Source organism: Streptomyces sp. BK340, from assembly GCF_007827595.1.
Lineage (GTDB): Bacteria > Actinomycetota > Actinomycetes > Streptomycetales > Streptomycetaceae > Streptomyces.
In genome coordinates this window covers 660,190-684,887 of sequence record NZ_VISR01000001.1, presented here as the reverse complement: position 1 = coordinate 684,887, position 24,698 = coordinate 660,190, and the positions used below count along the sequence as shown (strand labels likewise).

General features: G+C 72.1%; 25 protein-coding genes, 1 pseudogene and 1 riboswitch. Of the genes and pseudogenes, 16 read left to right on the top strand and 10 right to left on the bottom strand.

The genetic code is table 11. The annotated features are described in order from the left end of the window. Window positions 1-100: pseudogene (locus FB157_RS03220) on the top strand (IS481 family transposase); the annotation flags it as partial. Here FB157_RS03220 and FB157_RS03215 read toward each other — a convergent pair. Continuing rightward, entirely contained in the window at window positions 97-1,143 is a 1,047-nt protein-coding gene (locus tag FB157_RS03215) for a hypothetical protein (protein WP_145875643.1), read from the bottom strand. The pseudogene FB157_RS03220 and the gene FB157_RS03215 overlap by 4 nt on opposite strands. A 247-nt stretch (window positions 1,144-1,390) precedes the next feature. On the opposite strand from FB157_RS03215, the gene FB157_RS03210 reads away from it, so the two are divergent. The 4 genes from FB157_RS03210 to FB157_RS03195 all read left to right on the top strand — a co-directional run bounded on the left by FB157_RS03210 (window position 1,391) and on the right by FB157_RS03195 (window position 5,419). Then, a complete protein-coding gene (locus tag FB157_RS03210) occupies window positions 1,391-2,035 on the top strand; it encodes a helix-turn-helix domain-containing protein (protein WP_261386136.1) in 645 nt (214 codons plus the stop codon). 123 nt (window positions 2,036-2,158) lie between these two features. Further along, the gene (locus tag FB157_RS03205) at window positions 2,159-2,758 is read left to right on the top strand and encodes a hypothetical protein (RefSeq protein WP_261386135.1); all 600 of its coding nucleotides are present in this window, start codon (window positions 2,159-2,161) and stop codon (window positions 2,756-2,758) included. Then, window positions 2,758-4,014 (top strand): MAB_1171c family putative transporter, encoded by a 1,257-nt coding sequence (locus FB157_RS03200; RefSeq protein ID WP_145875760.1) that lies wholly within the window; start codon window positions 2,758-2,760, stop codon window positions 4,012-4,014. The genes FB157_RS03205 and FB157_RS03200 overlap by 1 nt, the downstream gene beginning before the upstream one ends. After that, on the top strand, window positions 4,007-5,419 hold the full coding sequence (locus tag FB157_RS03195) for an NAD(P)/FAD-dependent oxidoreductase (RefSeq protein WP_145875642.1): 1,413 nt from the start codon (window positions 4,007-4,009) through the stop codon (window positions 5,417-5,419). The genes FB157_RS03200 and FB157_RS03195 overlap by 8 nt, the downstream gene beginning before the upstream one ends. Here the strand turns inward: FB157_RS03195 and FB157_RS03190 are convergent. Both FB157_RS03190 and FB157_RS03185 read right to left on the bottom strand, forming a co-directional pair. Further along, entirely contained in the window at window positions 5,412-5,855 is a 444-nt protein-coding gene (locus FB157_RS03190) for a nuclear transport factor 2 family protein (RefSeq protein ID WP_186581314.1), read from the bottom strand. The genes FB157_RS03195 and FB157_RS03190 overlap by 8 nt on opposite strands. Window positions 5,856-5,893: 38 nt before the next feature. Beyond that, entirely contained in the window at window positions 5,894-6,919 is a 1,026-nt protein-coding gene (locus FB157_RS03185) for an MBL fold metallo-hydrolase (RefSeq protein ID WP_145875640.1), read from the bottom strand. Between the two features lie 165 nt (window positions 6,920-7,084). On the opposite strand from FB157_RS03185, the gene FB157_RS03180 reads away from it, so the two are divergent. From FB157_RS03180 to FB157_RS03165, 4 genes are all read left to right on the top strand, one after another. Then, window positions 7,085-7,966 carry a GNAT family N-acetyltransferase gene (locus tag FB157_RS03180; RefSeq protein ID WP_145875639.1) on the top strand — a complete coding sequence of 294 codons (882 nt, stop codon included), beginning with the start codon at window positions 7,085-7,087 and terminating at the stop codon, window positions 7,964-7,966. Between the two features lie 80 nt (window positions 7,967-8,046). Beyond that, window positions 8,047-9,498, top strand: coding sequence for an aldehyde dehydrogenase (locus tag FB157_RS03175; protein ID WP_145875637.1), 1,452 nt, complete (start codon window positions 8,047-8,049; stop codon window positions 9,496-9,498). Between the two features lie 2 nt (window positions 9,499-9,500). Beyond that, window positions 9,501-9,734 carry a ferredoxin gene (locus FB157_RS03170; protein ID WP_145875635.1) on the top strand — a complete coding sequence of 78 codons (234 nt, stop codon included), beginning with the start codon at window positions 9,501-9,503 and terminating at the stop codon, window positions 9,732-9,734. Between the two features lie 68 nt (window positions 9,735-9,802). Beyond that, entirely contained in the window at window positions 9,803-10,291 is a 489-nt protein-coding gene (locus FB157_RS03165; RefSeq protein WP_261386134.1) for a hypothetical protein, read from the top strand. A gap of 10 nt (window positions 10,292-10,301) precedes the next feature. Further along, a riboswitch (TPP riboswitch) is annotated at window positions 10,302-10,477 on the top strand. A 7-nt stretch (window positions 10,478-10,484) separates the two neighbouring features. Here FB157_RS03165 and FB157_RS03160 read toward each other — a convergent pair. Further along, window positions 10,485-11,123, bottom strand: coding sequence for a TetR family transcriptional regulator (locus tag FB157_RS03160; protein WP_145875633.1), 639 nt, complete (start codon window positions 11,121-11,123; stop codon window positions 10,485-10,487). Window positions 11,124-11,344: 221 nt separating this feature from the next. On the opposite strand from FB157_RS03160, the gene FB157_RS03155 reads away from it, so the two are divergent. The 3 genes from FB157_RS03155 to FB157_RS03145 are packed head-to-tail and all read left to right on the top strand — an operon-like array spanning window position 11,345 to window position 14,579. Next, window positions 11,345-12,766, top strand: a complete 1,422-nt coding sequence (locus FB157_RS03155) for a glycosyltransferase family 4 protein (RefSeq protein WP_145875631.1) — start codon at window positions 11,345-11,347, stop codon at window positions 12,764-12,766. Next, window positions 12,760-13,512, top strand: coding sequence for a class I SAM-dependent methyltransferase (locus tag FB157_RS03150; RefSeq protein ID WP_145875629.1), 753 nt, complete (start codon window positions 12,760-12,762; stop codon window positions 13,510-13,512). The genes FB157_RS03155 and FB157_RS03150 overlap by 7 nt, the downstream gene beginning before the upstream one ends. Continuing rightward, window positions 13,509-14,579, top strand: coding sequence for a prenyltransferase (locus FB157_RS03145; RefSeq protein ID WP_145875627.1), 1,071 nt, complete (start codon window positions 13,509-13,511; stop codon window positions 14,577-14,579). The genes FB157_RS03150 and FB157_RS03145 overlap by 4 nt, the downstream gene beginning before the upstream one ends. Window positions 14,580-14,583: 4 nt before the next feature. On the opposite strand, the gene FB157_RS03140 is transcribed toward FB157_RS03145, so the two are convergent. Continuing rightward, entirely contained in the window at window positions 14,584-14,874 is a 291-nt protein-coding gene (locus tag FB157_RS03140; RefSeq protein ID WP_145875625.1) for a hypothetical protein, read from the bottom strand. A 138-nt stretch (window positions 14,875-15,012) separates the two neighbouring features. Here FB157_RS03140 and FB157_RS03135 point away from each other — a divergent pair, with 138 nt between their 5' ends. Beyond that, window positions 15,013-15,579, top strand: a complete 567-nt coding sequence (locus FB157_RS03135; protein WP_145875623.1) for a hypothetical protein — start codon at window positions 15,013-15,015, stop codon at window positions 15,577-15,579. Here the strand turns inward: FB157_RS03135 and FB157_RS03130 are convergent. The 5 genes from FB157_RS03130 to FB157_RS03110 all read right to left on the bottom strand — a co-directional run bounded on the left by FB157_RS03130 (window position 15,576) and on the right by FB157_RS03110 (window position 21,210). After that, window positions 15,576-16,586 (bottom strand): LLM class F420-dependent oxidoreductase, encoded by a 1,011-nt coding sequence (locus FB157_RS03130; protein ID WP_145875621.1) that lies wholly within the window; start codon window positions 16,584-16,586, stop codon window positions 15,576-15,578. The two genes, FB157_RS03135 and FB157_RS03130, sit on opposite strands and share 4 nt — an antisense overlap. Before the next feature lie 105 nt (window positions 16,587-16,691). Beyond that, complete coding sequence (locus tag FB157_RS03125; RefSeq protein ID WP_145875619.1) at window positions 16,692-17,528, bottom strand: hypothetical protein; 837 nt, start codon at window positions 17,526-17,528, stop codon at window positions 16,692-16,694. 83 nt (window positions 17,529-17,611) lie between these two features. Continuing rightward, window positions 17,612-18,577, bottom strand: coding sequence for an N-acetylmuramoyl-L-alanine amidase (locus FB157_RS03120; protein WP_145875617.1), 966 nt, complete (start codon window positions 18,575-18,577; stop codon window positions 17,612-17,614). Window positions 18,578-18,657: 80 nt separating this feature from the next. Continuing rightward, window positions 18,658-19,308, bottom strand: coding sequence for a class I SAM-dependent methyltransferase (locus FB157_RS03115; protein WP_145875615.1), 651 nt, complete (start codon window positions 19,306-19,308; stop codon window positions 18,658-18,660). A gap of 168 nt (window positions 19,309-19,476) precedes the next feature. Further along, window positions 19,477-21,210 (bottom strand): MFS transporter, encoded by a 1,734-nt coding sequence (locus tag FB157_RS03110; RefSeq protein WP_145875613.1) that lies wholly within the window; start codon window positions 21,208-21,210, stop codon window positions 19,477-19,479. Between the two features lie 163 nt (window positions 21,211-21,373). Here FB157_RS03110 and FB157_RS03105 point away from each other — a divergent pair, with 163 nt between their 5' ends. The 3 genes from FB157_RS03105 (at window position 21,374) to FB157_RS03095 (ending at window position 24,676) form a co-directional block, all read left to right on the top strand. Continuing rightward, window positions 21,374-22,561 carry a lipid-transfer protein gene (locus FB157_RS03105; RefSeq protein WP_145875756.1) on the top strand — a complete coding sequence of 396 codons (1,188 nt, stop codon included), beginning with the start codon at window positions 21,374-21,376 and terminating at the stop codon, window positions 22,559-22,561. Window positions 22,562-22,636: 75 nt separating this feature from the next. Continuing rightward, window positions 22,637-24,085: an MFS transporter gene (locus tag FB157_RS03100; RefSeq protein ID WP_145875611.1), complete on the top strand. Its 1,449-nt coding sequence runs from the start codon at window positions 22,637-22,639 to the stop codon at window positions 24,083-24,085. Between the two features lie 51 nt (window positions 24,086-24,136). After that, the gene (locus FB157_RS03095; RefSeq protein WP_145875609.1) at window positions 24,137-24,676 is read left to right on the top strand and encodes a SigE family RNA polymerase sigma factor; all 540 of its coding nucleotides are present in this window, start codon (window positions 24,137-24,139) and stop codon (window positions 24,674-24,676) included. Window positions 24,677-24,698 lie beyond the last annotated feature (22 nt).

Sequence of the window (24,698 nt, the reverse complement as noted above, 5' to 3'; positions counted from 1 at the left end):
AGACTTTCTCCACACCTACAACCACCACCGCTGCCACACCGCACTCGGAGGCCAGCCCCCGATCAGCCGAGTGAACAACGCTGCGGGTCAATACACCTAGGCCGCGAACGGCCGGGCCGGCGGGGTGACGGCCACGGACAGATGGCGGGCCATGCGGCGCAGGGTGTGTGCGCAGTCCGCCGGGGTCTCGCCCTCCGCCACCCAGTGCGCGAGGCGGTCCTCGGGGTCCGCCCGGGCGGCCTCCGTGACGTGGTCGCCGGGCTGCCGGGTGAGGACCATGCGCTCGGCGGACGGCTCGTACGCGGCGGCCGGGTCCATGTCCAGATGGGTCAGCCGGCCGGTCGTGGCCGGGTAGGCGAACTGGATCGAGGCCGCCCGCTGTCGGGTCGGCGTCACGTCCGGGAGCCGGCCGACGGCCAGAGCGGCGGCGGCCCGGGCGAGGTCGACACCGGTGGCCCGCTCGACCAGCAGCGGGATCAGATCGCCGGGCAGGTGCGGGACGACGTCCGTGACGCGGGGGCCGCGTGCCGTGAGCCGCAGGCCGATGTGGGCGACGGTGTGCGTGAGGCCGAGCGCGCGCACGGTCCGCTCGACCGTCTGCCGCAGGAAGCGGTTGTGCAGCAGCCCGTCGTGGGCGTGCACGGAGTGCCGCAGCGGCTGCCGGGCGGGCGGCGGCCCCGGTGCCGTACGGGTCAGCGCGGCGATGCGGACCTCGTCGTCCAGGACGACGGTCTCGGCGCGGACGAGCGGGGCCCCGGCGTCCTCGCGGCCGGCCGGCGGAATTCCGTGCCGGGCGAGCAGCACCTGTGACGCGGTCGGGTCGGCGCAGGCGGCGGCCGTCTCGTGCGGGATGCCCGGCAGGCCCAGCCGGGCCGCGATGTGCGCGGCGGCGGGCAGGTACCGCCTGGTCCAGGTCAGTACGCCGCTCAACCCGAGCCGTAACGCGTGGCGCGCGACCGCCTCCGCGGTGGCCGCGTCCTGGCCGGGATCCGCCGCGATGTGGCCGGCCAGGTACGGACGCGCCCAGACGGGCGGGGACGGGTCGACCAGCACCACCGGGTGGACCGCCGCGATCCGCTCCAGCGGGTACGCGTCGTACGCGGCCCGGTGGCTCACCCCGAGGAGGAGGACGGCATGCGGCATCGAAGGCTCACCTTCGTGGGGAGAAGGCGGACAGAGACGCCCCGGATGCTGCTCCCCCATAGGCAGCACCCGAGGCGGGTCGATCTTGCTCTCTGTGCCCCGATCCTCACCCACCGCACCATCAACTGTCAACGATTGCTGCCTAATTCCGCAGCGGAAGTTGTCACGTCTGGTCGGCGCACTGGTGACCGGGTAGCCTCGCGTCAGCTCAGCCACGGAACGGACGACACGCCCAGGGGGGACCTCGGTGAGTGACGCCTACGCCCTGCTGGCCGATGTGCTCGACCGCCTCGGCGAGCTGACCGGCCGGCCCGGCCGGCTGCCGGAGGTCCTGGACGTCGCCGGCCTCTCGCATCGCACCGGCATCCCGGTCGGCACCGTCGTCGAGCTGCTCTCGGGCGGCCGGGCGACGGAGGGCTGCCTCGCCGAACGGGTGCGGCAGCGCCTGGACTTCATCCGCGAGACCCGGCGCCGGCCCGACGGCAAGCGGTACTCGCTGGACGAGCTGGCCCGGATCGCCGGCACCAGCCGGCAGTGGCTGAGCGAGTGGCGCAAGAGCGGTATGCCGGGTCTCGAACACACCGACCGGCTGCGCAGGTTCTTCGGCCTGCCCGCGGGCTTCTTCACCGCGGACGAACCGGAGGCGCTGCACGAGGCGTTGCGGCCGGTGCTGCAGGTCCTGGCGGCGGAGGCGGACCCGCTGCTGCGGCTGCGGGAGAGCGGACTGGTCCGGCTGGCCGCGCGGGCCCCGCAGATGAACGCCCGTCAGCTGGCCACGCTCGCGGACCTGGCGGAGATGATCATCGTCTCGGAGCAGGCCGGGGGTGCCGGGGAGACGGTGGGCGCCGGGGACGCGAAGGGCGTGGACCTGAAGGGCGCCGGGCGTGCCTGATGCGCTTCCGGCCGTAACTGATCCAGATCTGGCCGTAAATGATCGTTGCGGGTGCGGGAACGTGCCGTTACCGTCTTCCCCGCCTTATGGTCGCCGCACCCCCGCCGACCGCAAGGACGACGCATGAGCCCCGACAGAGCGCCGAAGTCCCGCAGACCCGCCAGGTCGCCGAAGCGGTTCCTCGACCGGCTCGTCCGTGACACCGCCCGGACGCTGACCCCGCCCACCGAGCCGAAGGCGTTCCTGCACGCGGTCTGCGCCACGCTCAGCCCTCAGCTGGACCGCCCGGTCCGGCTGAAATTCGTCAACTTCCCGCCGGGCCTGGACGTCTCCGGGGTCACCTTCGCCATGGACGAGCAGTACATCGTCGTGGTCGAGGACATGGCGCCCGACGAGCACAAGTTCGTCATCGCGGGGCACGAGATCGGCCACATCCACTACCAGACGCTGGACGTGCACTACCCGGCCGGCATGCCCGCCGCGGCACGCCGGCTGCTGTCCCAGGCCGAGGGGGACATCCCCTGGGACCAGGTGGTCGCCATGGCCACCCGCTCGCCCGCCGCGGCGGCGGCCGCGGCGGAGTGGGAGGCCGAGGAGTGCGGGCTGCGGCTGGCGGCCAAGTTCTCCAAGGTCGTCGGTCCGGGCGCGGCGGCCGGGCGGACGACGCAGGACACCCTCGCCGGCCGGCTGTCGTCCTCGCTGGGCAACATCGGCGGCCCGTGATGCGCTGGGACATGGCGGGTTCGTTCGCCGCCTACGCCGTCCCCGCGGCGCTCCTCGCGGTGGCCTTCGTGATCAAGCTGCCGCTGCTGCGCCGGGCCTGGCAGGACCCGATCCTGCGGGCCACGGCGCTGCTGCTCGGCATCGGCGCGGTCGTCTTCGCCTCGCTGCCGCCGGGCAACCTGCACGGCATCAACGAGATCACCGGAGTCCCCAACTTCGCCGGCCTCTGGGTCTATTCACTCCTCACCGCCTACTGCGGGGCCTGCCTCTGGCTGATCATCACCTGGCGCGAGCCGCCGTCCACGGTGCGCAGCCGGCGTACCCGCACGGTCTGGATGGCCTACGGCGCCATCATCCTCGGCCTGTGGACGACGTTCCTGCTCGGCGACCACCACGTGGAGCGGCTGCGGGACCTCGACACCTACTACGCCAACACGCCCTGGATGCGTGAGTTCGCACTGCTCTACCTGGTCGCGCACATGGTGTCCGCCCTGGTCGCCGCGGGCATCCTGTGGGCCTGGTTCCAGGAGGTCGAGGACACCTGGCTGCGCCGGGCCGTGGTCTTCCTCCAGGTCGCCTACGCGCTCGGGCTCATCTTCGACGTCGCCAAGCTCGCCGCGATCGGCGCGCGCTGGAGCGGCCGTGACTGGGACTGGCTGTCGACGTACGTCGCCCCGCCGTTCGCCATCGCCGAGGCGGCACTGGTCGCCGTGGGCTTCATCGCCGGGCAGGCCGGCCCGGTCCTCGACGAGCGCCGCGCCCTCGTCCGCACCCACCGGCGCCTCAAGCCCCTGTGGCAGGCGATGCTCATCGTCACGCCCCCGGCCGCCCCGGCCACCGGCCGGGTCAGCGGCGCCGCCCTGCGTCTGGAACTGCGCCGGGCCGCCATCAACGACGGCCTCCTCAAACTCTCCCCGCACCTCAGCCCCGCCCGCCGCCACCGGGCCCACCAGGCCGCAACGGCGGCCGGTCACTCCGACTCCGCGGCCCGGGGCATCGCCGGAGCGGTGGACATCCTGATCGCCACGGACATCCTGCGCTCACCGGCGACCGGGGACGAGCCGCCGGAGACAGGGCCCATGGAGCCGGCGCCCGCGGGCGGACCCGGGTCCGGGACCGGCCCCGTGTCCGGCGGCAGCCCGGAGCGCGACAGCGAGCTGGAGTGCATCGCGCAGGCTCTGCGGTTCCACTCGTCGGTTGTCGAAACGTTCCGCCGCGAGGCGGTCGCCACAGAAGGTCTCACCATTCATGCCTGACAGAGCCAGCGCCCGCCGTACCGCGATCGTCATCGGCGGAAGTACGGCCGGCATGCTCGCCGCCTCCGTGCTCGCGAGCCGCTTCCACGAGGTCGTGATCGTGGAGGCGGACCGGCTGCCGGAGGGGCCCGAGCCGCGCAAGGGGCTGCCGCAGGCCCGCCACGCCCATCTGCTGTGGTCCGGCGGGGTGGCCGCGCTGGAGGAGCTGCTGCCGGGGGTCACCGGGGAGCTGGTCGGCCGGGGCGCCGGGCTGATCGACGTGATGACCGACCTGGTGAGCAAGGCGCCCTCGGGGCAGTGGTTCCGGCGGTTCACCGACTCCCGGCACCACATGATCGTCTGCAGCCGGGACCTGCTGGACGCGGTGATCCGGGCCGACGTCCTCGGCCGCCGCCGGATCACGCTGCGGGACGGGACACGGGTGGCGGGCCTCGTGGGTGACAAGGGGCGAGTGACGGGAATCCGGGTGCCGGACGGACCTCGCGGGCAACTCGCCACCCTCCACGCCGACTTGGTGATCGACGCCGGTGGCCGCGCCTCCCAGGCCCACAAGTGGCTGCGGGAGCTGGGCCACGCCCCGGTGGAGGAGCGGGTGGTCGACGCGGGCGTCGCCTACGCCAGCCGGGTCTACGCGGCCCCCGACGGCACGGCCGCCCTGCGCTACCCGGTCGTGAACGTCCAGGCCGACCCGCGTGACGCGCCCGGCCGGGGCGGAGTCGTCGTACCGATCGAGGACGACCGCTGGCTGGTCACCCTCTCGGGCACCCGTGGCGGCCGGCCGACCGCCGACCCCGACGAGTTCGAGCACTTCGCGCTCACCGGGCTCAAGGACCCGATCATCGGCCGGCTCATCGCCGGGGCCAAGCCGCTCACCGACCCGGTCACCACCCGCAGCACCGCCAACCGCCGCCGCTACTACGAGAGTTGCGCGACCTGGCCGGACGGCTTCGCCGTCATCGGGGACGCTGTCGCCGGCTACAACCCCGTCTACGGCCACGGCCTCTCCGTCGCCGCGCAGAGCGTGCAGGAACTCGGCCGGGTCCTCGACCGCCACGGCCCCGCCGCCCCCGGCACCGCCCGCCGCATCCAGCGTGCGGTGGCCCGGCCGGTCGGCAACGCCTGGAACCTGGCGGTGGGCCAGGACGCGTACTACCCCGGCGCCGCACCCCAGCCGCCGACCGCCGTCGAGCGGCTGCTCACCGCGTACGTCGACAAGGCGGTCGCCGCCGGCTCCGGGAACCCGCGCGCCCTGCGCGGCCTGCTGGACGTGATGAGCCTGAAGACCCCGCCGACCCGCCTCTTCGCCCCCGACATGCTCTGGGCGATCTGCTTCGGGCCCCGCAGGGGCCCCCTGCCCGGCCCGCCGCTGAGCCGGACCGAGCGGGAGGCGGCCGGGCTCAGCTGACCTTCGGCGTCGGACCCGCGAACGCCAGGTGCAGAACGCGGCTCTCCAGCAGCCATCGGCCGTCGGTCCGCCGGAAAGCGTCCTGGTAGTGGCCGACCTGGACGGGCGGTTCGGCGGGGACGAGGCCGCCCCGACGGCCGTCGACGCGGTAGGTCGAGAAGTACGAGATGGCGGTGGCCGTGTCCGGGGACGTCACGGTGACGAGGACGTTGGACATCAGGCGGCGCGAGAGCCGGTCGGCGGGGCGGGAGCCGAAGTACTCGCGCAGCGCCTCCCGGCCCTCGACCAGGCGTTCGCCCGCCGGCCACGCCCAGCTGCCGTCCTCGGTGAACAGCTCGGCCACGGAAGACGGCTCACCCAGATCGAGCCGGTGGACGAAGTCGAGGATCAGGCGCTCGCAGGCGCGTTCGCCGAGGAGTTGCTCCAAAGGGTCCATGAGGCCATCCAACAGCCCCCTCTCCCTCCCGCGTCCACTCACACCGCCACGTACGCCACCGGCTCGCTCCCCGCCACCGGCTCCGCCCGCCCCAGCTTCACCAGGCGCCGCAGGTGGGCCTCGGCCTCCGAGACCGCGATGTTCCTCGACGGGTACGGGATTTCCTGCCAGGGGCGGTTCCACTCCATGCGCTCGGCCAGCTGCCAGGGTGTGAGCGGCTCGGAGAGGAGGGCCAGCAGGTCCGTGAGACGGTCCTCGTGGTGGGTGAGCAGCTGTCGCACCCGGGCCGGTGCGTCGGTGAAGGCGTACTGGTGGGCCGGGAGCACCTCGGCCGGGGTGAGGCGGCCGACCCGCTCCAGGGAGTCCAGGTAGTCGCCGAGAGGGTCGGTCACCGTGGCGTCGTCGGGGTCCTCGTACAGGCCGATGTGCGGGGTGATCTCCGGGAGGACGTGGTCGCCCGAGAACAGGCGTCCGCTGCCGGGAAGTCGGTCCGGATGCTCCTCCTCCAGGTGCAGGCAGACGTGGCCGGGTGTGTGGCCCGGGGTCCAGATCGCACGCAGCCGCCGGCCCGGCAGGTCGAGGAGCTCGCCGGGGACGATCTCGCGGTCGGGCAGGGCGGGGGCGAGTCCGGGGAAGGTGCGGCGGCGGGCGGCGCGCAGCGGAGCGACGTGTTCCGCGGGCGCTCCCGCCGCCGTCAGCTTGGCGGCCATGTACGCGTACCAGCGCTCCGGACGCGTCTCGCGCGTCCGGCGCACGATCGCCGCGTCGGCCGGGTGCATCGCCACCCATGCCCCGGAGGCCTCGCGGACCTGCCCCGAAAGACCGTGGTGGTCCGGATGGTGGTGGGTGACGACCACCCCGTGCACCTCCGTGACCGAGGTGCCGCAGGCCGCCAGCCCGGCGGTCAGGACCTCCCGGGAGGCCGGGTCGTCCCAGCCCGAGTCCACCAGCACCGGGCCCCGGTCGGTGTCCACGACGTACACCAGCGTGTACCCGAGCGGGTTGTCCGGGATGGGGACCTGGATGGACCGTATGCCCCCGCCGTGATCGAACGTCTCCGTCATGTGTCCTCCACCCCGCCGTCCGCACCCCACGACCGCTGCCCACTATAACCAGACCTGACTGTGCGTCAGATACTGCAAGAGCGCCTGCTTTTAACCCTTTGCCGCGTCCGAGCCGGAGCGACTACGTTCTCCGGGCCGCCGATCCCCCTGGCCGATGGAGCCACCTTGACCGTGCGCATCACCCCGCTGACCGACCCCGATGCGGGACCGTCCTCCCGCCGTCTGGCGTGGCTGGCCTCCGACGCCGACGCAGTCCCCGTCGGGTCGGCGTTCCTGCGCCTCTTCACGAGGGCCGGGCAGGAGCATCTCGCCGAACTGGAGCTGCGGGTCCACCCGGCCGAGCGGCGGAAGGGTGCGGGCACCCGGCTCCTGGAGGCGGCCGTGGCCGCCGCGCGCGAGGACGGCCGGCGCTGCGTCGTCACCCAGGCCGAGGCCGGCTCTCCCGGCGACGGGTTCCTGCCGGCCCGGGGCTTCCGCAGGGTCCTGACCCTGGTCTTCGCCCGGCTCCCGCCGGCCGGGGCGGACGTCACGGCTCTCACCCGGATCATCGAGGAGCCGCACCCCGGCTACCGGCTGACCTCCTGGGAGGGCACGGTTCCCGACGACCTCGCCGAGACGTATGTCGAGTCCCGGCACGCCATGGACGACATGCCGATGGGCAGCACCGACTTCGGCACGGTGACCTGGGACCTGGAACGGGTCAGGGCCGCCGCCGCGGCGATCGAGAAGCGGGGCGACCTGCTGCACACCGTCGCCGCCGTCGACGAGTCGGACGGCTCGATCGCCGGGTTCACCGAACTGGTGGTCCCCGGCGACGGCGAGGGTGACGGCCGGCACTACGGCACCGGCGTCCTCCCCCGGCACCGCGGTCATGACCTCGGCCGCTGGATGAAGGCCGCCTCCATCCGGCACGCCCTCGAACGGCACCCGGATCTGGGCGGCCTGCTGACCGACACCGCCGACAACAACCCGCACATGATGCGCATCAACGACGCGCTCGGCTACGCGCCGACCCACACGACGTTCGAGTACCAGCTCGACCTCTGACGTCTGGCCTACCGCGACTAGAACTGGTATCAGTCTGAAACAGCGTCAGAAACAGGCGGTGCGGCGGGAGGCAGTCGGCCATGACCGAGCTCGTGGAACACGGACAGCTGTTCATCGGCGGGGAGTTGACCGACCCGCTGGGCGGGGACGTCATCGAGGTGATCTCCCCGCACACCGAGGAGGTCATCGGCCGGGTGCCGCACGCCTCCAAGGGGGACGTCGACCGGGCGGTGGCCTCCGCGCGCCGCGCCTTCGACGAAGGCCCCTGGCCACGCGCCTCGCTGGCCGAGCGGATCGAGGTCGTCACCCGGATCAAGGACGGCATCCTCGCCCGGCACGAGGAGATCGCCCGCGTGATCTCCTCGGAGAACGGATCGCCGTACTCCTGGAGCGTCCTCGCCCAGGCGCTCGGCGCGATGATGGTGTGGGACTCGGCGATCAAGGTCGCGCAGAACTTCCCGTACGAGGAGCGCCGCGCCGGCGTCCTCGGCCCGATCCTCGTGACGCGCGAACCGGTCGGCGTGGTCGCGGCCGTCGTCCCGTGGAACGTCCCGCAGTTCGTCGCCGCCGCCAAGCTCGCGCCCGCGCTGCTGACCGGCTGCACGGTCGTCCTCAAGCCGTCCCCGGAGTCGCCGCTGGACGCGTACCTCCTCGGCGAGATCGCACGCGAGGCCGGGCTGCCGGAGGGCGTCCTGTCCATCCTCCCGGCCGACCGCGAGGTCAGCGAGTACCTGGTCGGGCACCCGGGCGTCGACAAGGTCTCCTTCACCGGCTCGGTCGCGGCCGGCAAGCGGGTGATGGAGGTGGCCGCCCGCAACCTCACCCGGGTCACCCTGGAGCTGGGCGGCAAGTCGGCGGCCGTCGTGCTCCCGGACGCGGACGTCCAGGCGGCCGTGTCGGGCATCGTCCCGGCGGCCTGGATGAACAACGGGCAGGCGTGTGTCGCCCAGACCCGCATCCTCGTCCCGCGCCCCCGCTACGACGAGTTCGCCGACGCCTTCGCGCAGGCGGCGAACGCCCTGAAGGTCGGCGACCCGCTGGACCCGGCCACCCAGGTCGGCCCCCTGGTCGCCCGGCGCCAGCAGCAGCGCAACCTCGACTACATCCGCATCGGCCAGGAGGAGGGAGCCAAGATCCTCACCGGCGGCGGCCGCCCGGCCGGCCTGGAACGCGGCTGGTACGTCGAACCGACCCTCTTCGGCGACGTCGACAACTCCATGCGCATCGCCCGCGAGGAGATCTTCGGCCCCGTGATCTGCCTGCTGCCGTACGGCGACGAGCAGGAGGCCGTGAAGATCGCCAACGACTCGGACTACGGCCTGTCCGGCAGCGTGTGGACGGCCGACGTCGAGCACGGCATCGAGGTCGCCCGGCAGGTCCGCACCGGAACCTACTCCGTCAACACCTTCAGCCTGGACATGCTCGGCCCGTTCGGCGGCTACAAGAACTCCGGGCTGGGGCGGGAGTTCGGCCCCGAGGGCTACGGCGAGTTCCTCGAACACAAGATGATCCACCTGCCGGCGGGGGCTTAGGGATGGGCGACCGCTGGCACGTCGAGGTCGACCGGTCCGTGTGCATCGGCTCGGCCCAGTGCCTCCACCACGCACCGGACGGTTTCCGCCTCGACTCCGCCCGCCAGTCCCATCCGGTCGAACCGGACACCGACGCGAGCGAACAGGTCCTGGAGGCCGCCGAGAACTGCCCCGTGGAGGCCATCATGATCACGCTGGTGGGCAGCGCGGAGCCGGTGTTCCCGCCCGAGGACTAGCGATGTCGGAGCCGCGGGGTGCTCTCCTGCGGTTCCGAAGATCTTCGTACCGACCAGGGTGGAAAAGCGTGCGTGAGTCCGAGGCCGAGCGGCTGATCGACGAGGCCTACGAGGCGTGGAACGCCGAGGAGTGGCTCACCGCGGCCGGCCTGCCGGAGCGGGTCCTCGCGCACCACCCGGACGAGAAGCGCAGCGCGGTGTGGTGGTACGACGCCGCGCCGGCCCACAAGTTCCTGCGCAACTGGGCGAAGGCGTACGAGCCGGGCCGCGAGGCCGCCGCCCGCGCCCCCGCGAGCAGCTTCGAGGTCCTGTGCGGCCGCTGCAGCGAGGGCACCCACGAACAGGAGCGCACGGTCCACGCGGCGGCACAGAGCGTGTCCCTGGCCGCTCCCGGGGCCGAGGCCCGTCGCCTGCTGGAGCAGTGGGCCGGCGAGGTGCTGCTGGGGCGAAGCCGGAGCGGGCTGGAACCGGTCTCCTGGCGTGGCCGCAGGTCAGTGTCGGTGCGAAAAATAATCCCATTTGTCCGGCTCTTTCGTGCGGCATCGGGATTATCCTGAAAGCAGCCTACGAGGCGAGTGAGGGAGTCCGACCGGAGTAGCCGACTTTGGCGCGAGGTACATGCATCCGCCGAGGCCGACAGCGACGGTAGGGCTGAGAGGCCGAAAAGCAGCAGTCAGGCTCGACGGCGACCCCCATCACCTGATCCGGACCATGCCGGCGAAGGGAACCCGTCTCGTAGGTCTCGTGCGTTCAGCGACGGTTCGTCGCGTCCGGCTCCGTCAGGTCGATCAGCCGGCACACCGTCTCGATGTCGATCTTCACCTGGGCGATGGAGGCGCGGCCCGAGAGCCAGGTGATCAGGGCCGAGTGCCAGGTGTGCTCGATGACCCGAACCGCGGAGAGCTGCTCGGGGGTCGGGTGCTCCAGGCCCACCGCGTCCAGGATGATCGCCGTGGTCTGCCGGGAGACCTGGTCGACCTCGGGGGAGACGCTCCGGTCGGCGAAGGTCAGGGCGCGGACCATCGCGTCGGCCAGGTGCGGCTCGCGCTGCAGCGCGCGGAAGGCCCGCATCAGGGTCTCCGCCACCCGCTCGGCCGCCGTGTCGCCCGCCGGCGGCTTCTTGCGCAGCGTCCCGTGCATGTGCTCCAGCTGGTCCTGCATGGTGGCGACCAGCAGATGCACCTTGGACGGGAAGTAGCGGTACAGCGTGCCGAGGGCCACCTGCGAGGACTCGGCGACCTCGCGCATCTGTACGGCGTCGAAACCGCCCCGGCTGGCCAGTTGTGCGCTCGCGTGCAGGATCCGGCGGCGGCGGGCCTCCTGCCGCTCGGTCAGCGGCGCCGAAGGGGGCCGGACGCTACTGGCTTCCAGCTTGGATTCCGCAGGCATGGGTCCCGTTCCGTGACAGTCGGTGAGGGTGTCTGTTGGGGCTTGTGATCATCCTGCACGCAGGGGGTCCTCGTCGTGGCGTGAATCACCTGATCCACTGCTCACCTGGCCCCTACCTGCCGGTAGATTCAGAGCCTCTTGAACGATCAAGTCTGAAACTTGTTCTAGATTAGCGTCCCGTCGTAGTCTCGCGGGACAGTGCAGGGAGAAGGGGGCCCAGAGTGACCGCTGAGGCCAGTCAGGCGGGTCCCCGACCGGACCTCGCAGCCGACGGCGAGCGACCGCTCAACATCGCGCTTCTCACCTATAAAGGGAACCCGTTCTGCGGCGGCCAGGGCGTCTACGTACGCCACCTCTCCCGCGAGCTGGCCCGCCTCGGCCACCGGGTGGAGGTCATCGGTTCACAGCCCTATCCCGTCCTGGACGAGGGGTACCCGAGCCTGACCCTGACCGAGCTGCCCAGCCTCGACCTCTACCGCCAGCCCGACCCCTTCCGCACCCCCGGGCGCGACGAGTACCGGGACTGGGTCGACGCCCTCGAAGTCGCGACCATGTGGACCGGCGGCTTCCCCGAGCCGGTGACCTTCTCCCTGCGCGCCCGCCGCCATCTGCGCGCCCGCCGCGGCGAGTTCGACGTCGTCCACGACAACCAGACGCTCGGCTACGGGCTGCTGGGGGACATCGGCGCCCCCCTGGTCACCACCATCCACCACCCCATCACCGTCGACCGGCAGCTGGAGCTGGACGCGGCCGAGGGCTGGCAGCGCCGCTACTCGGTGCGCCGCTGGTACGCCTTCACCCGCATGCAGAAGCGCGTCGCCCGCCGCCTGCCCTCCGTACTCACCGTCTCCGGCACCTCACGCCAGGAGATCGTCGACCACCTCGGCGTCCGGGACGACCGCATCCACGTCGTCCACATCGGCGCCGACACCAACCTGTTCTCGCCGAATCCGGCCGTGGCCGAGGTGCCCGGCCGGATCGTCACCACCTCCAGCGCGGACGTGCCCCTCAAGGGCCTGGTCTTCCTCGTCGAGGCCCTCGCGAAGGTGCGCACCGAGCACCCGGCCGCCCACCTCGTCGTCGTCGGCAAGCGCCCCACGGAGGGCCCGGTCGCCCAGGCCGTCGAGCGCTACGGCCTCGAAGGCGCCGTCGACTTCGTCAAGGGCATCTCCGACGCCGAACTCGTCGACCTGATCCGCTCGGCCGAGGTCGCCTGCGTGCCCTCGCTCTACGAGGGCTTCTCGCTGCCCGCCGCCGAGGCCATGGCCACCGGCACCCCGCTGGTCGCCACCACCGGCGGCGCGATCCCCGAGGTCGCCGGACGCGACGGCGAGACCTGCCTGGCCGTACCGCCCGGCGATGCGGGCGCACTGGCCGCAGGTCTCGGCCGGCTGCTGGGAGACCCCCAGCTGCGCGCGCGGCTCGGCGCGGCGGGCCGCGCGCGCGTGCTGGAGCGGTTCACCTGGGCCCGTGCCGCCGAGGGAACGGTGTCCCGCTACCGCGAGGCCATCGCCCGCTCCGCGGCAGGCGTCCACCGCGCCGAGGTCGCGGAACCCGGCCGCTTCGCGACCGCAGCGAACGCTGCCCCGGCAGCCGCCACGACCGACACCGGCATCTCTTCCGAAAGCAGGGCCACGTGCTGACCGTCGACTTCTCCCGGTTCCCGCTCGCCCCGGGCGACCGTGTCCTGGACCTCGGCTGCGGGGCCGGCCGGCACGCCTTCGAGTGCTACCGGCGCGGCGCGCACGTCGTGGCCCTCGACCAGAACGGCGAGGAGATCCGCGAGGTCGCCAAGTGGTTCGCCGCGATGAAGGAGGCCGGCGAGGCCCCCGCGGGCGCCACCGCCACCGCCATGGAGGGCGACGCGCTGGCGCTGCCCTTCCCGGACGAGTCCTTCGACGTCGTCATCATCTCCGAGGTGATGGAGCACATCCCCGACGACAAGGGCGTGCTCGCCGAGATGGTCCGCGTCCTCAAGCCCGGCGGCCGCATCGCCATCACCGTGCCCCGCTACGGCCCCGAGAAGGTCTGCTGGACGCTCTCCGACGCCTACCACGAGGTCGAGGGCGGCCACATCCGCATCTACAAGGCCGACGAACTGCTCGCCAAGATCCGCGAAGCGGGCCTCAGGCCGTACGGCACCCACCACGCGCACGCCCTGCACTCGCCGTACTGGTGGCTGAAGTGCGCGTTCGGCGTGGACAACGACAAGGCGCTGCCGGTGCGGGCGTACCACAAGCTGCTGGTCTGGGACATCATGAAGAAGCCGCTCGCCACCCGGGTCGCCGAGCAGGCGCTGAACCCGCTGATCGGCAAGAGCTTCGTGGCCTACGCGACCAAGCCGCACCTGCCCCGGCTCGCCGAGACGGACGGGGCGTCCGCCAAGTGACGACGCCCCGGACAGAACACCTCGTCCTGCCCGGGGTCCTCACCGCCGAGCAGGCTGCCGCGACCGTGCGCGGCATCCTCGCCGTACAGCGGGAGGACGGCGCGATCCCGTGGTTCCGGGGCCACCACCTCGACCCGTGGGACCACACCGAGGCCGCCATGGCCCTGGACGCGGCCGGCGAGCACGAGGCCGCCGAGCGGGCGTACACCTGGCTCGCCGCCCACCAGAACGAGGACGGCTCCTGGTTCGCCGCCTACGCCGACGGCGCCCACGACGACGTCACCGACCGCGCCCGCGAGTCGAACTTCGTCGCCTACATAGCCGTCGGCGTCTGGCACCATTACCTGTCGACCGGCGACGACACCTTCCTGGACCGCATGTGGCCCACCGTCTACGCGGCCATGGAGTGGGTGCTGCGGCTGCAGCAGCCCGGCGGCCAGATCGGCTGGCGCCGCGACGACGACGGCACGCCCACCACGGACGCGCTGCTCACCGGCAGTTCCTCCATCCACCACGCCCTGCGCTGTGCCCTCGCCATCGCCGACCAGCGTGAGGAGCCGCAGCCGGACTGGGAGCTGGCGGTGGGCGCCCTGCGCCACGCGATCCGCCTGCACCCCGAGCGCTTCCTCGACAAGGACCGCTACTCCATGGACTGGTACTACCCGGTCCTCGGCGGCGCCCTGACCGGAGCGGAGGCCAAGTCCCGCATCGAGGCGGACTGGGACCGCTTCGTCGTACCCGGCCTCGGCGTGCGCTGCGTGGTCCCCAACCCCTGGGTGACCGGCGGCGAGTCCAGCGAGCTGGCCCTGGCCCTGTGGGCCATGGGCGAGTCCGACCGCGCCCTGGAGATCCTCCAGTCCATCCAGCACCTGCGCGACGCGGAGAGCGGCCTGTACTGGACGGGCTACGTCTTCGACGACGAGGCGATCTGGCCCTGCGAGCTCACCACCTGGACGGCAGGCTCCCTCCTGCTGGCCGTCGCGGCCCTGGGCGGCCACGACGCCACCTGCGCGGTCTTCGGAGGGGAACACCTGCCGTCCGGCCTGGACCCGGACTGCTGCCGCTGAGCGGTCAGTGCCGGTGTATCCGGTTGGCGACGGCGTGGCCCACGAACAGGTAGACCACGGCGGCGAGACCGTATCCGGCCACCACCCGGGCCCAGGCCTCGTCGAACGTGAAGAGGTCGTGGGACCAGCCGGCCAGCCAGCCGGCGGCGCCGTGCACGAACTGGACGAGGCTGTTGGCCCGGTTCGCTTCCAGCAGGTACATCAGAATCCACAGGCCGAGGATGAACGCCATGATGTCGGCGACGATCGCGATGACCGTCCCGGCCTGGTTCGCACTGTTGCGATATCGAGACATGCACTTCGGATTGCCCCGATCGGGGCGGCGAAACGCGGCCGGGAACCCGGACGGCGTCGCCCGAGTGGCGGACACCGGCCGTCCGGGTGAGGCTTCCGGAGGAAGTACCCGCTCGGGGAGACACGTCCGGAGGACCTCGTGCCCGTACCGATACGGCGTCTCTGTGTGGCGCTCACCCTGTGCTGCGCGCTGCTGGCCGGTTCGACGGCCTGCGGCAGCAGCGAGAAGACCAGTACGAAGGACACCACGCAGGTGGCCGCCGCCAACGCGGCCACGCCCAGTCCGAGCACGTCGGCCGAGCGCCAGAAGTTCGCCAAGACCCGGTTCGTGGCGAACGCGGGCCTCGCGGCAGGCGCGGTCTACCAGTGGATCGTCAAGCCCGCGAAGGAGGGCAAGTTCAAGAAGGGTGCCAAGGGCCGCAAGCTGACCCTGGTGAAAGCCGGTCTGGCCGGCGCCTTCGCCTACAACCGGCTCAAGGCGGCACAGAAGAACGCCCAGGGAGATCCGCTGCTCTCCAAGGCCCTGGCACCGCTCACCGCGGGCATCGCGGGCCTGAAGAGCCTGCCGGCCAAACTGCGCAGCGGGGACGAGGGCGCGGCCGGTGCTTTCGACGACATCATCAACAAGGTGAAGGACGCGGGCCAGAGCGCCGGCGCCCCCGTCAAGAACCAGGTTCCGTCCGCCTCGCAGCTGAGCGGCGGCTAGGCGTTGAGCTCCGCCAGCACCCTGAGGGTGTGCGGGTCCGGTGACAGGGCCAGCAGGTCCGTCACCGGACCCTTGCGCCACAACTCCAGGCGTTCCGCGACCCGTTCGCGCGGGCCGACCAGGGAGATCTCGTCGGCGAAGGCGTCCGGCACGGCCAGCACGGCCTCCTCACGGCGCCCGGCCAGGAACAGCTCCTGGATCCGCCGGGCCTCCTCCTCGTAGCCCATGCGCGCCATGAGGTCGGCGTGGAAGTTGCGGGCCGCGTGGCCCATCCCGCCGATGTAGAAGCCGAGCATGGCCTTCACCGGCAGCAGACCCTCGGCCACGTCGTCGCACACCTTCACCCGTGCCATCGGCGCCACCAGGAACCCCTCGGGCAGCTCCCGCACCACGTCCCCGTACACCTCGGGCCGGCTCGGCGCCCAGTACAGCGGCAGCCAGCCGTCGGCGATCCGGGCCGTCTGCGCCACGTTCCCGGGGCCCTCCGCACCCAGCAGAACGGGCAGGTCGTGCCGCAGGGGATGGGTGATCGGCTTCAGCGGCCTGCCCAGTCCCGTGCCGTCCGGCCCCCGGTACGGCAGCGGATGGAAGCGGCCCTCCGACTCCACCGGCGCCGCCCGCAGCAGCACCTGCCGTACGACGTCCACGTACTCCCTGGTAGCCGTCAGCGGCGACTTCGGGAACGGGCGGCCGTACCAGCCCTCCACCACCTGCGGCCCCGACAGGCCCAGCCCCAGCATCATCCGCCCCCCGGAGAGATGGTCCAGGGTGAGCGCGTGCATCGCGGTAGCGGTCGGCGAACGGGCCGCCATCTGGGCAACGGCCGTACCCAGCCTGATCGTCGAGGTCTGCGCGGCGATCCAGGTGAGCGGGGTGAAGGCGTCCGACCCCCAGGACTCGGCCGTCCACACGGAGTGATACCCGAGCCGTTCCGCTTCCTGCGCGAGCGGCACATGGTCCGGGGAGGGGCCGCGGCCCCAGTAGCCGAGTGCGAGACCGAGCCGCATGCCTGCCTCCTGACGCTCCGTCAGTCAATGCGCGGGAGGCGACTGTACGGCAACGGCCCCCCGCCCGGAAGGGCGAGGGGCCGTCGGCGACGGTACGGGTGGGGCTCAGCCGCGCTGGATACCGGAGGTGTCCTGCAGTACGCCACGGCGGCCGTCCTGGGTCTGCGCGACCAGCGTGGCACCACGCTGCTCGACGGCCAAGTACCAGGTACCCGGAGCCAGTTCGGCGATCGGCGTCGGCGAACCGTCCTCGGCGAACAGCTGCCGCGGCACCGGCACGGCGAACCAGAACGGAGAGAAGTCCCCGCCGGCGGCCGGCTGCGGCGCCGGGGCGGCCGCGGCCTGCGGAGCCGGCTGCTGCCCGAACGGCTGGCCCGGCTGCGGCTGGGCACCGTACGGCTGCTGCGGCTGGGGCGCGCCCGGGTAGCCGTAACCACCGGGCGGCTGGGCGCCGTAGGGCTGCGGGGCGGCCGGCTTGGGAGCCGGGACCAGAGCGGCCTGCAGGGCGGGGACCAGGGGGGTGGCGATGGCGGCGGCGGCCATCACCAGGGTGGCGATGAGCGCGATGACCAGGCCCGTGCCGGCGCCCGGCCCGTCGGTGGAGGTGCTGCCGATGTTGTTCGCGCCGCCGGACGGGTCGATGACGTTGCCGAGGGCGCTCCACGCGGCGAAGACGGTGAACGCCACGCCGAACTGGCCGAGGTCCAGGCCCGCCACCTTGAGCGGCTGCGACTTGGTCCGGGCGAAGACGACGAGCCCTGCGCCGATGATCCCCGCCAGGACGACACTGAGCAGAACCGGTCCGCTTTCCCACAGGTTCGGGATGTCGAAGCCGTCCGGCAGCTTGTCATCGGAGTAGTTGTCGAGGAACGACGCGATGAACAGCAACACCGCTGCTCCGATCACCACGCCGTCGCCTCTAGTGAGGGAGCGGATATTCACAACAGGTCCTTCGTGAGTCGTCTCGTCGTCGGTAGACACTATCGTCCGCAAGATCGGCCTGTCCGCCCGGTTCCGCCCGCCGGTCACGACTCGCGCAGGAAACTCACGATTCCCTCAGAGATCCCCTGCGCGGCCTTCTGCCGCCAGGCGCCACTGGTCAGCAGTGCCGCGTCCTTGCTATCGCGCATGTTGCCGCACTCGATGAAGACCTTGGGAACCGTTGACAGATTGAGACCGCCCAGGTCCTGACGTGTGACGAGACCGGTACCTTTGCCGACGTAGTTGGACGGCGGTTCACCGGTGACACGAAGGAAGTTGCCCGCCACACGCTCGCCGAGGTCGCGGGAGGGGCCGACGATCGGGCGGGTGTCCGCGGCACCCGCGTGCACGGATGCCGGGAGGATGACGTGGAAGCCGCGGTCGCCCTCCGCGGAGCCGTCGGCATGGATGGAGATGGCGGCGTCCGCGTGCGCCGTGTTGCCGATCCGGGCCCGCTCGTCGACGCAGGGCCCCCAGGGCGGGGAGTCGCCGTCGTGCGTCAACTTCACCGTGGCGCCCTGCTGTTCCAGGATCGTGCGCAGCCGGTGGGCCACGTCCAGCGAGAACCGGGCTTCCGTGTAACCCGCGTTGGTGGACGTGCCGGTGGTGTCGCACTCCTTCTTGTTCGTGCCGATGTCCACCTGGCGGTTGATCTCGGCCGCGTGGGAGAAGTTGCCGGGGTTGTGGCCCGGGTCGATGACGACGACCTTGCCCTTGAGCGGGCCGTCGGCGGTCGACGCGCGCGACGTGTGCGACGGCGAGGGACTCTTCTGTTTGCCGTCGTCGGTGGCGGGCGCCGACCAGGGCTCGGCGGTGCTCGGCGAGGCGGCGGAGGTCCGCGGGCCCGCCGTGGTGGAGCCGGAGCCCGAACTCCCGGACCCGCCCACCGCCTCGTACACCACCCAGCCCAGCAGGGCACCGGGCACGAGCGCGGCGAGCGCGACGGTCAGCGGCCCTCGCCGGGGCCGGCGGGGCTGCGGGGGATCGAAGTCCGGGCCTACGTACGACACGCCTGCCACCCTAGCGGCCACGCAGGTCCTTCACATGGCCGAGAGGGCCAGGTGGGTGGCCGGGCCGGGGCGAGCCCGGGTCAGATGCCCGTTCCGGTCCGCCGCAGTACGCGCAGTGATCCGGTCACGGAGACCTCCGTGAACGCGCCCGACTCCAGCGCGCGCAGATAGACGCGGTACGGCGCCTGGCCGGTGAACTCGTCCTCGGGGTGCGGGAAGACGTCGTGGATGAGGAGCAGGCCGCCCTCGGCGACGTGCGGTGCCCAGCCCTCGTAGTCGGCGGTGGCGTGCTCGTCGGTGTGGCCGCCGTCGACGAACACGAAGCCGAGGGGGGAGTTCCAGATCGCCGCGATCTGCGGCGAACGGCCGACCAGCGCGACCACGTGCTCCTCCAGGCCGGCCCTGTGCAGGGTCCGGCGGAAGGCCGGCAGCGTGTCCATCAGGCCGATCTCGGGGTCGACGGTCTCCGGGTCGTGGTAGTCCCAGCCCGGCTGCTGCTCCTCGCTGCCCCGGTGGTGGTCGACGGTGAGCGCGGTGACGCCGGCCTCGCGCGCCGCGTCGGCGAGCAGGATCGTGGAGCGGCCGCAGTACGTGCCGACCTCCAGCAGGGGCAGCCCCAGCCGGCCCGCCTCCACCGCGGCCGCGTAGAGCGCCAGTCCCTCGTCCACGGGCATGAAGCCCTTCGCCGCCTCGAACGCGGCCAGGATCTGGGGCTTGGGTGCGGCGGTCATGGCGGCCCTTCGGTCGTACGGCTGTCTGGCCGCCCATGCTGCCGCACCCCCGGTCGCCTGACGACAGGGGGTGCGCGAAGCGTCCCTCAGGGGGCGCGGGGAACTGCGCGGCAAGCCACGACGGTGCCGCAGCCGCCGGACGCGACACGGTGGCACCGTGGTGGAGCGCTAAGCGCTGACGCTCTCACCCGGCAGGGAAAGATCCAGGTCGACCGCCCGTTCCTCACCGTGGTGCGTCGCGGACGAAGCCAGCGGCCCATGCCCGGAAGCCCTCGCGGCCAGCACATACGCACCCTCGGCCGGCACCGCCAGGGCGTAGCTGCCGTCCGCCTCGGAGAGCGTCGCGCCCGCCTGCCGCCCCCGCCGGTCGATCAGCGTGACCTTGGCCCGGGCGACCGGAGTGCCCTCGGCGTCCAGGACCCGCCCGCGAAAGCCCCGCAGGACCTCCTCCGCGCGCCGCAGGTTCGCGTCCTCCTCGCTGCTGGCCCGCAGCTGCGGTGCGCGGTCGGGCTTCGGCAGGAAGAGGGCCAGCAGCAGGCCCACCGCCACCGCGGCCGTCGCGATCAGGAAGGAGACGCGGAAGCCGTGCATGGTCGGGATCGCGAGCCCGCCCACGTTGTCGGCCGTGTTGGCCAGCACCATGCCGATGACGGCGCTGGAGACGGACGTACCGATGGAGCGCATCAGGGTGTTCAGGCCGTTGGCCGCGCCGGTCTCCGAGGCCGGGACCGCGCCGACGATCAGCGCGGGGAGGGAGGAGTAGGCCAGACCGATGCCGGCGCCGAGGACCACGGACGTGACGATGGTCTGCCAGGCCGCGTCCATCAGGCCGAGGCCGCCGCCGTAGCCGACGGCGATGATCATCAGGCCGATGATCAGGGTGACCTTGGGGCCGTAGCGGGCGGACAGGCGGGCGTACACCGGCGCCGTGAACATCATCGTCAGGCCCAGCGGGGCCACGCACAGGCCCGCGACGACCATGGACTGGCCGAGGCCGTAGCCGGTCGCCTTCGGCAGCTGGAGCAGTTGGGGCAGGACGAGCGAGACGACGTAGAAGCTGACGCCGACCATGATCGAGGCGAGGTTGGTGAGCAGCACCTCGCGGCGGGCGGTGGTGCGCAGGTCGACCAGGGGCGCCTGGACGCGCAGCTCGAACAGGCCCCACAGGACGAGGACGACGGCGGACGCGGCGAACAGGCCGAGGGTCGTGCCGGAGGACCAGCCCCAGTCGCTGCCCTTGGTGATGGGCAGCAGGAGCAGCACCAGACCGGTGGACAGGCCTATCGCGCCCAGCAGGTCGAAGGAGCCCTCGGCGCGCATCGGGGACTCCGGTACGACGAGGAGGGTCACGACGATGGAGAGGGCGCCGAGGCCGGCGGCGCCGTAGAACAGGGCGTGCCAGTTCATGTGCTGGGCGACCAGGGCCGCGGCGGGCAGCGCGAGGCCGCCGCCGACGCCGATCGAGGAGCTCATCAGGGCCATGGCCGAGCCGAGCTTCTCGCGCGGCAGCATGTCCCGCATCAGGCCGATGCCGAGCGGGATCGCGCCCATGGCGAAGCCCTGCAGGGCGCGGCCCACGATCATCGTGAGCAGCTGGCTGGTGACCGCGCTGACCAGGGCGCCGGCCACCATCACGGCGAGGCTGAGGATCAGCATGCGCCGCTTGCCGTAGAGGTCGCCGAGCCGGCCCATGATCGGGGTGGCCACGGCGCCGGACAGCAGGGTCGAGGTGAGGACCCAGGTGGCGTTGCTGGGGGCGGTGTCCAGCAGCTGCGGCAGGTCCTTGATGACCGGTACCAGCAGCGTCTGCATCACCGCGACCACGATGCCCGCGAAGGCGAGCACCGGGACCACGGCTCCGCCGGCCCTCCGGTGGGGCTGGGCGGTCGTCGTGTGCGTCATTGAGTGAGGCCTCCCGCGTGACATGAGTGGTAGGTAAACCTCGTATGCACAGGCAACTATTCCGTTGCTTCGGGCCTCTAATGAATCCTTGACCGGTCCATGGGTTTCTGATCTTCCGTCAGGCTCTGGTGTGTTGATGGAACACGTTCTACTCTGGCGCGCCATGAAGGCCTATGTCGCCGGGGTCGGAATGACCCGCTTCGAGAAGCCCGAGACCCGGGAATGGCAGTACTGGGACATGGTGCGAGAGGCAGGGGGTGCGGCGCTCGCCGATGCCGGGGTCGCGTACACCGATGTGGAACAGGTTCCCGTCGGCTACTGCTTCCAGCCCTCGACCGCCGGCCAGCGCGCCGCCTACGAACTCGGCCTGACCGGGGTCCCCGTCTACAACGTCAACAACAACTGCGCGACCGGCGCCACCGCGCTGATGCTGGCCCGCCAGCTGGTCGAGGGCGGTTCCTGCGACTGCGTGCTGGCGCTCGGCTTCGAGAAGATGAAGAAGGGGGCGCTCGGGGGAGGGGCCGACTCCGGAGACTTCACGACATCACCCGTCGCCCGGCACTACGGGATCATGGCCGCCCGGCACGGCTTCGAGACGACCCCGCCGACCGCGCAGATCTTCGGCGACGCGGCCCGCGAGCACATGGAGCGGTACGGCACCACCGAGGCCCAGCTAGCCGCGGTCGCCGCCAAGAACCACCGCCACTCGGCGCACAACCCCTACGCCCAGTTCCGGGACGTGTACGAGGTGGACGACATCCTCGCCGCGCGCACGGTGCACCGGCCGCTGACCAAACTGCAGTGCTCGCCGACCTCGGACGGCGCGGCGGCGGCCGTGGTGGTGTCGGAGCGGTTCGCCGGGGCGCGCTCGCTGACCGGCCTGGTCGAGATCGCCGGGCAGGCCATGACCACCGACACCGAGGAGTCGTTCGCGTCCGGCTCGTGCATCGACGTCGTCGGACAGCCCATGTCCCGCGCGGCGGCACGGCAGGCGTACGAGCGGGCCGGGCTCGGCATCGAGGACGTGGACGTCGTGGAGCTGCACGACTGCTTCTCCGTCAACGAACTGCTGACGTACGAGGCGCTCGGCATGTGTCCGGTGGGCGAGTCCGGCAAGCTCGTGGAGTCGGGTGCGACGACGTACGGCGGCCGCTGGGTGGTGAACCCCTCCGGCGGGCTGATCTCCAAGGGGCACCCGCTGGGCGCGACCGGACTCGCGCAGGCGGCCGAACTGGTCTGGCAGCTGCGCGGCGAGGCGGGGGAGCGGCAGGTGCCCGGAGCCCGGGTGGGCCTCGCCCACAACATCGGCCTGGGCGGTGCGGCGGTGGTCACACTGCTGCGGGCGGCGTAGGCCGGGTGTAGGCCGTACGACCCAGGACCCGGTGGTCCGAAATGCCGATGCAAGGACCGTAACCGGGTTGAGAGCATGACACCCATGCTGGAAGCCGCCGACACCTCGCCCCTCATATCCCGCCGCGTCGCCCTGCCCACCTGGCTGGTGGTGGCGCTGGCCTGTGCCGGACAGTTCCTGGTCGTGCTCGACGTGTCCGTGGTGAACGTCGCCCTGCCGTCGATGCGCACCGACCTCGGGCTGAGCACCTCGGGCCTCCAGTGGGTGGTGAACGCGTATGCCATCGCCTTCGCCGGGTTCATGCTGCTCGGCGGACGGGCCGGCGACCTCTACGGCCGCAAGCGGATGTTCCTCGTCGGGCTGGGCCTGTTCACGCTGGCGTCGCTGGCCGGCGGGCTGGCCCAGGACGGCTGGCAGCTGCTGCTGGCACGGGCCGTGCAGGGGCTGGGCGCGGCGGTGCTGGCGCCCTCGACACTGACGCTGCTGACGGCCGCGGTGCCCGAGGGTCCGGCCCGGGCCCGGGCGATCGCGACCTGGACCGCGGTGGGCGCCGGTGGCGGTGCCGCGGGCGGACTGGTCGGCGGGGCCCTGGTGGACGTGCTGGACTGGCGGTGGGTGCTGCTGATCAACGTGCCCGTCGGCGCGGTGGTGCTCGCCGGCTCGCTGAGGTGGCTGCCGGAGAGCCGGGCGGGGGACAGGCGGCGGCTCGACCTGCCGGGCGCACTGCTGGTGACGGCGGGTCTGGCGACGCTGGCGTACGGCATCTCGCGGACCGAGTCCGAGGGGTGGACGGCGGCGGCCACGCTGGTGCCGCTGGTCGCCGGGCTCGCGCTGGTCGGACTGTTCCTGGCCGTCGAGGCCCGCACCCCGGCCCCGCTGATGCCGCTCGGACTGTTCCGGCTGCGTTCGGTGGCGTCGGCGAACACGGCGATGTTCCTGAGCGGTTCGGCGATGTTCTGCATGTGGTTCTTCATGACGCTGTACGCGCAGAACGTGCTCGGCTACTCCCCGCTGGTCGCCGGACTCGCGCTGGTGCCCAGCTCCCTCGCGGTGGTGCTCGGCTCCAAGCTGGCGCCCCGCTTCCTGCCGGCACTGGGCGCGCGCACCGTGGCCGTGGCGGGGGCGTTGATCGCGGCCGCCGGATTCGCCTGGCAGTCGACGATGACCGCGCACGGCGCCTACCCGACCTCCGTCATGGGCCCGGGCATCCTCATGATGCTGGGCGCCGGGCTCTCGGCGACGCCACTGGCCGCGCTCGCCACCTCGGGAGCGTCGGCCTCCGACGCCGGGCTGGTGTCCGGACTGGTCAACACCTCGCGCACGATGGGCGGTTCGCTGGGGCTCGCGGTGATGTCGACCATCGCGGCGGCACGTACGGCGCACACCGGGAACGGCACCGGGGCCGAGGCCCTGACCGAGGGGTACGCGCTGGCCTTCCGGACCGGGACCGGGGTGCTGCTGGGCGGGGTGCTGCTCATGCTGCTGTGGCTGCCGAAGAAAATCTCGGTGAGTTCCGCGCGGTGAGGCAACGGTCCGGGCGGCCCGTGGACTCCTTCTGACATCTAGGAGGTGCCCATGGGGGACGGGAAGCAGGCTCGGAACGAGGAGTTCCAGAGCTTCATGATCGGCCGCTGGCCGCGGCTGATGCGTACGGCGTTTCTCCTCACGGGAGAACAGCACGCCGCGGAGGACCTGGTCCAGTCGACCCTCGAGAAGGTCTACGTGGCCTGGCGCAGGGTCGGTTCGGCCGACGACCCGGAGGCGTACGTGCGGCGCGTGATGATCAACGCGCATGCGCGCAGACACAGAAGAAGGCTGAAGGAGTTCCTCGCGCCGAAGGACGACTCGGGCCTGGTGCACGAGGTGCCCGACACGGGCGACCGCATCGCGCAGGCCGACGACCGCAGCGCCCTGCTCAAGGCGCTCGCCCAACTGCCCGCGCGGCAGCGCGAGGCGGTGGTCCTGCGCTACTGGGAGGACCTGACGGAGACCCAGACGGCGGAGGCGATGGGCTGCTCGGTCGGCACGGTGAAGAGCAACGCGGCCAAGGGGATCGCGAAACTCCGCGCCGTACCGGGACTGGCCGAGATGGTGACGCAGGGAGGGCGCAAGTGATGAGCGAGGACCGGAACAGGAA

What these genes read in the sequence shown, in the direction of transcription:
- FB157_RS03200 (WP_145875760.1), top strand. Translation starts at nt 2,758, where the DNA reads ATGCGCTGGGACATGGCGGGTTCGTTCGCCGCCTACGCCGTCCCCGCG.
- FB157_RS03160 (WP_145875633.1), bottom strand. Translation starts at nt 11,123, where the DNA reads ATGCCTGCGGAATCCAAGCTGGAAGCCAGTAGCGTCCGGCCCCCTTCG.
- FB157_RS03130 (WP_145875621.1), bottom strand. Translation starts at nt 16,586, where the DNA reads ATGCGGCTCGGTCTCGCACTCGGCTACTGGGGCCGCGGCCCCTCCCCG.
- FB157_RS03195 (WP_145875642.1), top strand. Translation starts at nt 4,007, where the DNA reads ATGCCTGACAGAGCCAGCGCCCGCCGTACCGCGATCGTCATCGGCGGA.
- FB157_RS03205 (WP_261386135.1), top strand. Translation starts at nt 2,159, where the DNA reads ATGAGCCCCGACAGAGCGCCGAAGTCCCGCAGACCCGCCAGGTCGCCG.
- FB157_RS03100 (WP_145875611.1), top strand. Translation starts at nt 22,637, where the DNA reads ATGACACCCATGCTGGAAGCCGCCGACACCTCGCCCCTCATATCCCGC.
- FB157_RS03140 (WP_145875625.1), bottom strand. Translation starts at nt 14,874, where the DNA reads ATGTCTCGATATCGCAACAGTGCGAACCAGGCCGGGACGGTCATCGCG.
- FB157_RS03175 (WP_145875637.1), top strand. Translation starts at nt 8,047, where the DNA reads ATGACCGAGCTCGTGGAACACGGACAGCTGTTCATCGGCGGGGAGTTG.
- FB157_RS03190 (WP_186581314.1), bottom strand. Translation starts at nt 5,855, where the DNA reads ATGGACCCTTTGGAGCAACTCCTCGGCGAACGCGCCTGCGAGCGCCTG.
- FB157_RS03170 (WP_145875635.1), top strand. Translation starts at nt 9,501, where the DNA reads ATGGGCGACCGCTGGCACGTCGAGGTCGACCGGTCCGTGTGCATCGGC.
- FB157_RS03105 (WP_145875756.1), top strand. Translation starts at nt 21,374, where the DNA reads ATGAAGGCCTATGTCGCCGGGGTCGGAATGACCCGCTTCGAGAAGCCC.
- FB157_RS03110 (WP_145875613.1), bottom strand. Translation starts at nt 21,210, where the DNA reads ATGACGCACACGACGACCGCCCAGCCCCACCGGAGGGCCGGCGGAGCC.
- FB157_RS03115 (WP_145875615.1), bottom strand. Translation starts at nt 19,308, where the DNA reads ATGACCGCCGCACCCAAGCCCCAGATCCTGGCCGCGTTCGAGGCGGCG.
- FB157_RS03215 (WP_145875643.1), bottom strand. Translation starts at nt 1,143, where the DNA reads ATGCCGCATGCCGTCCTCCTCCTCGGGGTGAGCCACCGGGCCGCGTAC.
- FB157_RS03095 (WP_145875609.1), top strand. Translation starts at nt 24,137, where the DNA reads ATGGGGGACGGGAAGCAGGCTCGGAACGAGGAGTTCCAGAGCTTCATG.
- FB157_RS03185 (WP_145875640.1), bottom strand. Translation starts at nt 6,919, where the DNA reads ATGACGGAGACGTTCGATCACGGCGGGGGCATACGGTCCATCCAGGTC.